Below are 9299 nucleotides of genomic sequence, written 5' to 3' on the forward strand. Positions count from 1 at the left end.
ATGGTGAGGTTCTGATAATCCAGATTGATAGAGGCATTCTGGGGATTGATTCCATTTATCGTGTAGGACTTTAAGCATGAATCGAATAGTTATGGCAAAAAATGATCTGTAATTATACGTCTTGAATCGTTTTTCGTTTCATGCTTTGGATCAATTTATCTGCTCATTTAGAACCGTATGTTTCAAATGAGTTTTGGTTTAGGCTAGGACTAGCCTAAAAGAAATAAGTTCCTCACCAAGAGGAAATATCAACTGGACACACAAACAGTTAGCTGATATCTCCCCAAGCCTCGTAATAGAATCCAAGGAACGCCTGCATTCAAAACTCTCTATTACGGACAAGTTTTTTATACCAATGTCGCTTTTAAATTATGGGCTGCGCAGTTATTTTGGGCGACTGGGCAATACCCGAGGGCATAAAGGCGAAGAGACGATTCATAGCTGTAGCTATGGCGAGGAACTTCAACGCAGACCCAGTCGGGCAAAATAGCTGCGCAGCCCACAATTTAAAAGCAGAATTGGTATTAAACCAAGGCTTCGAGAATAGCCAATGATGTATAACCAAAACCAATAGTTGCCGGAACAAAACCCAGGCAAACCATCACCTTACCAAAGGTCGTATTCGCACTCCCCATCTCAGGATTAATGGCTTTGGCAATAAAACCACTGGGGTTGTACAAAACGCCAATGCAGAAAATCGCGATGATCCAACCGGGAATCTCAAGGTTCAGGTGGGTAATAATCAAATAAAGAACACCCGCAAGCGCCGTCATAATGGTGAAATCCACATGGGAACGAATCAGGTTATGAGTGGCAGGAAATATTTTCCTTAGAAACTCAACTTTTCCATAAATAATCAAGGTTGCCAGCCAGGCTTCCACTAGCGAGATCAACATGGCAATGGCGGCTGTGATTAACAGCCACTCCGGAGTTATTTCAGGCACCATTACAAACACTCTCTTTGCATTTTTTATTGTTATTTTGCCAGCGCCCTTCTCTCAACCCTGGCGAACCGGCTGATAGCGACCCGGTTTATGGTTCATTGCCAGCACCAAATTGGTGGCAACCGCACCCAGAATCGATAACAGGATCAAGTGAGCATCCACTACAAACATGGATAACACGACAATGGTACAGTCCAGTGCCATTTGCACCTTACCGGCACTGATACCAAAGCGGTCCTGTAAGAACAGTGCCAGAATGTTAAAACCGCCCAGACTCATTTTGTGTCTGAAGATCACCAGCATACCGGTTCCTATCAACCCACCACCCAATAATGCCGCATACAAAGGGTGAATCATGGAAAGCTGAATAACGTGGTAAAGATGATCTACCGCCACCGAGACAATGGTGACCGCAATAAAAGTATTCAGGGTAAATCGCCAGCCCATCCGCGTGAACGACAACATATAGAAAGGCAGGTTTAGTGCAAAAAATATCTGTCCAAAACTGAACGACGACACCTTAGTAAGATAGATCGCCAAACCCGCTGTACCGCCAGTCAGCAACCCCACTTTATTAAAGAAAACCACCCCCAGTGAAACCAGCGCACTGCCGAGTATCAGCGCCAGTAAGTTTTCCCGCAGGCTATGATCCTGATCCATTGTAATACCAATTCTGTTTTTAAATTATGGGCTGCGCAGCTATTTTGACCGACTGGATCAGCGTTGAAGTTCCTCGCCATAGCTACTGCTATGACTCGTCTCTTCGTCTTGCCCAGTCGCCCAAAATAACTTGCTCACACCACAATTTAAAAACGCCATTGGTATAACCCCTATATCCATGACCATTAAAAAGTCATCCGTCGTTTGTTTTTATCGTGACGGCAATATGACAACTTTTTGTGGATTAGTCGAGGACAGGAGTTACTTAATGTACGTTAACTCAGGTGCTGGAAGGAACGGCATTGGCCAAATAATCGAGCATATTTTCCACACCGCTCACTTCAAAGGGATCATGGGGGCAATTATCCTCTTTACCGGATTCGGCAAACACCTGCTGAATCTCACCTTCTACCACATGCATGGAATAACGCCAGCTGCGATAACCAAAACCCAGGTTTTCCTTTTTCACCAACATCCCCATTAGCCGGGTAAAATCTCCATTACCGTCTGGTAGCATTTTGACCTTTTCTACCCCCAGTCGTTTACTCCATTGAAACATGGTGAAAGCATCATTAACACTCAGGCAATAGACTTCATCGACACCGGCATCTTTCAGCGCCTCATAATGAGTCTCATAGCCGGGAAGGTGCGTGCTTGAACAGGTCGGTGTAAATGCCCCAGGCAAAGCAACAACAACAATGCTTTTATGGGCAAAAATGTCTTTGGTGGTGACTTCCTGCCAGCGAAACGGATTGTCTCCGGGCATGGATTCATCACGAACACGGGTCTGAAAAGTCACTTCCGGTATCATTTTCATAAGGTCAACTCCTGACAGGAAACTCAAGTGTCAGTTTAGGCGACCTTTTGTTCGCTAGCCGAAATCCGGCTAAGTAGTTGTGCAAATGGAATCGAATATTTCTGGGTGAGTGGACAGTTACTATGCAAGGCACAACGCCGGGAGCATAGCCGTAGCTATGTGACCAGAGTTGTAACGCAGCAGAGTGGCTGGCCACTTGCTCAGAAAATATGATTTCATTTGGTCAACTACTTACATGGAGAGCTTCAGAAAAACAATCGCCACCAGTGTGATACAGATACCCAACACCTTAACCGGGTGCAGGCTTTCACCAAACATCACTCGCCCAATAATGGACGTCGCAATAATTCCAAGGGATCCCCAAAGCGCATAGGCGACACTGAGATCAATACTCTTCAAAGCAAACGACAGAAACACAAACGCGGCGATCTGTACGATCATCACCAACCCTGCCAACCGTTTTTTGGTAAAGCCGTTGGACAGTTTGGTCAGCACGTTACCAAGAATGTCACAGCTTGATGCGGCCACGACCCAGAAAATGGCGATCAGTTGCAGATGGTCTGACATGAGCTCTCCTCCTTCTTATTGGCCTGCTGTCGTTCAGACAGTTTCTCCCCCAGATTCATTAACATCATGCCGGTGATCAGGCAGGCCATGGCCGCCAGCTTCATCGCTGAAAATTGTTCATCAAAAAAGTACCAGGAGCTCACACTAATCAACAGCAGACCAACGCCTTCCCACATGGTATAAGCGATCGCCAGTGGTATTTTCCTGACCGCCTGAGACAGGAAAAAATAAGAAATTGAAATGAGCAATGCCATCAATGTATAGCCAACCACCGGATGACTGCCGGTAGCCATCTTCATAAACGATGTGCTGGCCACTTCCGTAATGATGGCAAGAAACAACATACACCAGTAATACACAGGATAATTCCAGATAAGTTTGTCGATTTTTATGATGTTTTGGAAAGAAATAGTAGACGCTACAGCGCTGAACGCCAGTGGCACTCTGATAGGTAGGAATGAACCGTGATGTGATCACTCATAACGTGAGTCAGCATAAAAACAACAAATAAAGAACATAGAAAAAGAGAGTAGCAAAACAACGGTTATTGAGTCAGCCGTAGATATACAACCCCTAACGCTTCTTCAACAACACCAGAACCGACCCTGTGCCACCTTCTGACGCCGGTGCGGAACAAAAGGCCAGCACGTCCGACATCTGTTTCAGCCAATGATTGGTATGACTCTTCAGGGTAGATTGGCGATCCTTCGTGCGATGGGACTTACCATGAACCACCCGCACACAGGTTACACCGCGCAGTCGGGCAATCTGGATAAACTCGCTGATCAGTTCCCGAGCCTCATCGATCTTATAGCCGTGCAGATCCAGCTCGAACTGAATGGGTATCATCCCCTGACGGAGTTGGCGCATCCGATTATGCTGGATACCATCACGGGAGAACGCAACGCTTTGTTCCGGCTCGATGGGCTCGACCCAGGCTTCTGATAATGCAGCACCGCCCGATGACTGAAGCTGTTGCGCTGCTTTTCGCCGAGCCTGTAACGTACTTTCCGGTACCGATACCTTTTTAGGCAGTTGCTTACCTATCTGGGCTTTGATGTTTTTGTTCTTCAGGGGTTTAACCCCCTTCATTGCCTGCTCAAAGCTTTGTTCTTCGTCGTCGTTTTTACACATAGGTTGCGCAGGTCTATAGTCAGATTTGATAAACACCAAAACACTATTGTAACCATTGTCTTATAGTCGGGATAGAATGAAATGCGAATGACAGCCCACTGATCAACAGAACCGTAGTAATACATATAGGGATTTACCGACACTGCCGATTAGAATACCTTCTTAAGAATAACGCCTTCCCTCTCAGGTCTACCCATGTCGCAGACAGCCGACGCTGACAACGTCACTGATGTAAACGCTCCTGATAAAAAAGAGCACCGGAAAAAACAGCTGGATAACATTGATCTCAAACTGGAAGAGCGGGATCAGCGGTGGCTGGAAAAAGTGGCCAGTGCACCCCAGCCGGAGCCTTGGAGCGTTATTGTTTTTCAGTACGCCTGGACGGCCGGCCCCGTTACCCTGATGGCGGCTTATTTCGGTTACTACTTTGCCTATGGCGTGTTAATGCCGCTGGAGAGAGCCTTTTACTTTCTGGGCTACTCGGTAATCGCCGTTGCCCTGGGTATGGGCTACAAGCTGTTCCACAACATGACTCACGGCCGGCAGGCAATCCGCGACCGCCTGAACCGTCTGTACCTGATCGATCACTTGCCGGAACTCATCTATCAGGCACGAGATCTTGGTCAGGCCAATATGACAGAGGAACAACGTCGTATTCATTCTGCTGGCATCCTTCTGCGAAAAATGGATCTTGGCCCCGAATGGGTGTCCACCGCGATCGAAGATCTCACCGGCAATCAAGTACTGGCCAAACAGGCAGAGCGCATTGAAATTTTCCGCCGTGCCGGCCTTTATAGCCGTATGCGAGATGTTATTAACGAAGCTGAAGAAGCTTCGAACGACGCTTTCCAAACGCTAAATGAACATCACCCAAGAACCGCAGAAGCCATGAAGAAGCGGCTGAACGGCATCGTCATGCGCCCACATCAAGGGCAACGTCGGGAGCCGCTGTTTATTGAACGGATTCTGTCGGCGATAGAGGAAGGCAACGAAAACCTGATGACGCTCCACGACGTGGAAGAAATGCTCACGCTTTGTTTTGAGCTGATTTGTGGACGTGAAATCCCTTTCCTGAAAATCGAATATACCGGTCACTGGGATCTGGCCAAAGCGCTGGATAAACTCGAAGAAGAACGGAATGATCTGCGCATCAGCCGTGCGCGAGTCTATTCCCGTTTAAAAGCACTGAACACCTACCTCAGTAACATTGGCATGCCTTCGGAGATTGGCAGTGGCAGTGGTTTGAGCACCCCAAAATTGCTGTCCATTGCCGTACGCGCGCTGGACACGTTAAGCCTACAGGTTCGTGAAGCCCGTCAATTGATGTTCACCACCCCATTAAAAAAAGGCCCTTCCAAACAGCTAAACACCCTAACAGCCAAAAGCCAGCAGCTGGAAAAAGCACTGCAGATATACAATGAAAGTCGTCGGGCTTACCTCAAACAGGGTCGTGACAGCCTGCAGTTAAAGCGCGCTCTGAAAAACTGGCAGAAGTTGTCATCCAATTACCAGAATCAGAAGAATGAAAACCTGAAACGCAGCCTGACCATCTCGGAACAATTTATCTTTCTCGACGATGACGATCGGGCTGAGATCGCGTTGAAGCTCCGACAATATCTTGAAGGCTCTCCTGAGCTCCCCACCGGCCGCAAAATCGGGAAAGAGTTTCCAGCGTCATGGCACGAACAAACCGACCTGCTGACAGAAGCTAATGCCCGGGACATTGCCATTGAAATTGCCACGATTCTGGACCCGTACATTCATCTGAACGATCCTCAAACCCAGCGGGCTATTGAAACCTCCAACGCCACCAGTCTGGCCAATATCGAGCCCGGCATGAGCGCAAGAACCAAAGCTGGCTGGGGCGAAGCCATGGCCGGTGCGGTCGAAAAGAATCTGGCGTCCAGCGCCGAGAAACTGGCTCAGAATCTGATCCGCTATTATCGCGTGCCACTCAGTGATCAGACCATTCATTTTCTGGTGGAGACCTATGGCGCCAGTCTCGAACGTCTGCAGTTTATCGCCCGCTATGAAACACCTCTGAGCGCTTCCTACTCCCTTGACAATGTGTCGTTTATGGAGATCCCGCAACCGAAAGAAAGCTGGCAGATCGACCTCTACAATGCTAAGAAAACACTGACGCGACTGAGTCTGAAAAATATGGTTTAAGTCGACATTATCTCCTGACCTGGCTACCACCCAACCTACGTCACGAATAAGCTGTTATAATAAACGGCGATTACCATATACCTTTTGAAGTAAAACTGATAAGCAAAAACACCATTCAGTTTCAAAAAGGCCTCGGCATTATGCAATTTTCAGCTAATTTTGGTAGTGAAGAGTAGTGTAAAATGTTGTCAAACAGACTTTTGATATCAAATTCCAGAACCCAGCGTCGTATTCCCAGCAGCGTTTCCGTGTCACTCCCATTGCATCTAACGCCGACCTGCTTGGTCTGTAACCATAAGAGTGAGGATACCCGGTCAGCACGGGGAATTTCATGGGGAATTTAATTGCTGGGTAGCAGGCCGGAAATTTCCGAATGGGGAACTTTTTTTCAAATATTGATTCAAAAGCGATTCAAAAGCATTGGTTCAAAAGAAAGGATATTATTATGCATCCACCTCTTGCTGTCGTAGATCGGTTTGCCAATGTTTATGACTATCTCAGGTCAAGTGAATTTAAAACAAACACCAAACCCAAACCCAAACCCAAACCCAAACCCAAACCCAAACCCAATATATTCTCCCCCTTGAGAAAGGTGAATTCTGAGCCTGCAGAAAAGAATGTCTTGCCATTGAATCAAGATTTAAAATTTGAAATAGTCAAATACCTCAATTTGAAGGATTTCATCAGTTTTAGCGCGATAAATGTCGATAATTTCATATCTCTTAGATCGGACAACTATCGGACAACTATATGGTATCAAAAGTCTTAGAGAATGAAGCGCAAGAATGGCAAGAAAAGAGGATTTTTGAAATACTCGAAGATATGAAAAAAAGAGCACAGGGTAGTAGGCCAGATGCGTTGGTGGATCGCTTTAAGAGCCTGGTTATTCGATTGCTGCAGCCTCTTCTACCCATACATTTGACCCGCTACCGAGCACAGACACAGAGTTTTAATACACTAATTCCAATGAATATTCATGACTGTGCAATTATACCATCTACTGCTCTGTCGGAAGGACCTGCAAAACTTGCCTTTGATTGTCAAAGTGAGCGTGACCCTACTAGGAGCCTGTCGGACTTAGAACAACTTTTGAGTATAATACCCGCAAGATCGTAAAAGACAGCCAGCCAATGAACAAATGGACTTTCAGACCCATTGACCGAGACATCCCTGACTTTTTTCCTGCCACTGTTCAGGATTATCTGCCAGAGGTGCATCTTGCTCGCTTTGTTGTAGAGGTGGTTGAGCAGCTAGACCTCACACCTTTGATCAGCGCCTATAAAGGAAGGGGTTCTAAAGCCTGGCATCCATCCCTCATGCTGTCGTTATTGTTCTATGGATATGCAACAGGTGTCTTCTCCAGTCGCAAACTGGAGAAAGCAACTTATGACTCCATCSCCTTTCGATATATCTGCGCCAACGAGCATMCGGATCACGACAGTATCAACACCTTTCGCCAGCGCTTCCGTAAMGAAATCAGTGAACTTTTTGTTCAGATATTGYTGATTGCGCAACAGGCAGAATGGTTGAAGCTGGGAACCATCAGCCTCGATGGAACCAAGATGAAGGCCAATGCCAGCAAACACAAGGCGCTCAGTTACAAGCACGCATGCAAGCTCGAAAAGCAGCTCAAGGCAGAAGTTGAAGAGCTCCTCAGGATGGCTGAAAAAGCAGATACTGAAAAATTGCCAGACGAATTATCCATTCCTGATGAGCTGAAATGCAGGGAAGATCGCCTCAAGGTGATTGCCAATGCCAAAGCTGAAATTGAGCGACGAGCTGAAGAACGTTATCAGCAAGAGCTGGCAGAATTCCAGGACAAAGTTGCCCGTCGTGATGCGATCAGAGATACGGGAAAAAAGCCACGGGGCAAAGAACCGAAAGCCCCTACGCCGGGTCCCAGGGACAAAGATCAAGTCAACCTGACAGATCCGGAGTCTCGCATAATGCCAACGTCTGCTAACGGTTTTGTACAGGCTTATAATGCGCAGGCCGCAGTAGATAACGACAGTGGTCTTATTGTTGAAAATCATATTACTCAGGCGACCAATGACAAACAACAGGTAGCGCCTGCCCTCGAAGAACTGGCCTCTCGTGCAGAGCAGATTGGCAAGCCCAGCGCGATTCTTGCCGACACGGGCTACTTCAGTCAGGGCAATGCGTCTGCTGTGGATAAGTTTGGAGCTATCCCTTACATTGCAGAAAAGAAGGATGCCCATAACAAACCTTTACTGGAGCGCTTTAAGCCCGATGAGCCGATGCCCGCAGGCGATGATGTTACCGCACTGGAGTTGATGCGTTGGCGATTGCAAACCAGGGAAGGACGGGCGGTGTATGCATTGAGAAAAAGCACCATTGAGCCAACGTTTGGGATACAGAAGGAAGTGATGGGTTACCGTCAATTTCTGGTCCGTGGTCTTGAAGCAGTGTCTGCTGAATGGGATCTTCTGTGCATGGGTTTTAACCTGAAGCGGATGTTTACGCTGATGCTGAAAGATCTTCAGGAAAGTATCATTTTTATGCAGTTTATTTCAGCTTACAGGTTATTTGTCGCATGCATTTGCGATATTTGGGCAAAAGAGACTGACGACATAAACAGCACTTCCAGACTGGATTCTGTGATTTTTGACTTTATTGCGGCCCATCTCCGGTTTTTACTTTCAAGTCCGACAGCCTCCTAGGGCATGTTCTGGAGGAGTCAGATAGAGTCCAACGATATCCTCAAGCTTTTCCACAAACTTTGGATCACGAGAAACTTTGAATGTCTTTTCCAGGTGAGGCTTAAGGCCATGGGCTTTCCATATGCGACGCACGCTTGTCGCACTGATGCCAGCGGCTTCAGCCATAGAGCGAGTGCTCCAGTGAGTAGCATTATCCRGCTTTGTTTGAGTGGTCAAACGAACGATTTCCGTAGCATTAATCTGTTTGTTACGACCACCACGAGGAAGGTCTTTCTCTATTCCCCGAAAACCTTCAGCTACATAACGAACTCGCCAACGGCTTACTTG

Annotated in this window: 8 protein-coding genes and 2 pseudogenes; 3 read left to right on the forward strand and 7 right to left on the reverse strand. The window is 47.0% G+C overall.

Annotated features, from left to right (window positions below):
• Positions 1–524 precede the first annotated feature (524 nt).
• From AKL11_RS13895 to AKL11_RS13920, 6 genes are all read right to left on the reverse strand, one after another.
• Positions 525–947: a hypothetical protein gene (locus AKL11_RS13895; protein ID WP_067518506.1), complete on the reverse strand. Its 423-nt coding sequence runs from the start codon at positions 945–947 to the stop codon at positions 525–527.
• A gap of 51 nt (positions 948–998) precedes the next feature.
• Positions 999–1604 carry a YitT family protein gene (locus AKL11_RS13900; RefSeq protein WP_067518508.1) on the reverse strand — a complete coding sequence of 202 codons (606 nt, stop codon included), beginning with the start codon at positions 1602–1604 and terminating at the stop codon, positions 999–1001.
• 280 nt (positions 1605–1884) lie between these two features.
• Positions 1885–2421, reverse strand: a complete 537-nt coding sequence (locus AKL11_RS13905; protein WP_067518510.1) for a peroxiredoxin — start codon at positions 2419–2421, stop codon at positions 1885–1887.
• 231 nt (positions 2422–2652) lie between these two features.
• Positions 2653–2988 carry an SMR family transporter gene (locus AKL11_RS13910; protein WP_067518513.1) on the reverse strand — a complete coding sequence of 112 codons (336 nt, stop codon included), beginning with the start codon at positions 2986–2988 and terminating at the stop codon, positions 2653–2655.
• The gene (locus tag AKL11_RS13915) at positions 2967–3347 is read right to left on the reverse strand and encodes a DMT family transporter (protein WP_067518515.1); all 381 of its coding nucleotides are present in this window, start codon (positions 3345–3347) and stop codon (positions 2967–2969) included. Before AKL11_RS13915 ends, AKL11_RS13910 begins: the two co-directional genes overlap by 22 nt.
• A 214-nt stretch (positions 3348–3561) precedes the next feature.
• Positions 3562–4122, reverse strand: coding sequence for a Smr/MutS family protein (locus AKL11_RS13920; protein ID WP_095210390.1), 561 nt, complete (start codon positions 4120–4122; stop codon positions 3562–3564).
• Between the two features lie 195 nt (positions 4123–4317).
• On the opposite strand from AKL11_RS13920, the gene AKL11_RS13925 reads away from it, so the two are divergent.
• The 3 genes and pseudogenes from AKL11_RS13925 to AKL11_RS13940 all read left to right on the forward strand — a co-directional run.
• Positions 4318–6291, forward strand: a complete 1974-nt coding sequence (locus AKL11_RS13925; protein ID WP_067518517.1) for a hypothetical protein — start codon at positions 4318–4320, stop codon at positions 6289–6291.
• 373 nt (positions 6292–6664) lie between these two features.
• Entirely contained in the window at positions 6665–7060 is a 396-nt protein-coding gene (locus AKL11_RS13930; RefSeq protein ID WP_067518519.1) for a hypothetical protein, read from the forward strand.
• A 361-nt stretch (positions 7061–7421) separates the two neighbouring features.
• Positions 7422–8777 (forward strand): annotated as a pseudogene (locus tag AKL11_RS13940) (IS1182 family transposase); the annotation flags it as partial.
• 183 nt (positions 8778–8960) lie between these two features.
• Here the strand turns inward: AKL11_RS13940 and AKL11_RS13945 are convergent.
• Positions 8961–9299 (reverse strand): annotated as a pseudogene (locus AKL11_RS13945) (helix-turn-helix domain-containing protein); the annotation flags it as partial.

It is taken from the genome of Endozoicomonas ascidiicola (assembly GCF_001646945.1).
Taxonomy (GTDB): Bacteria; Pseudomonadota; Gammaproteobacteria; order Pseudomonadales; family Endozoicomonadaceae; genus Endozoicomonas; species Endozoicomonas ascidiicola.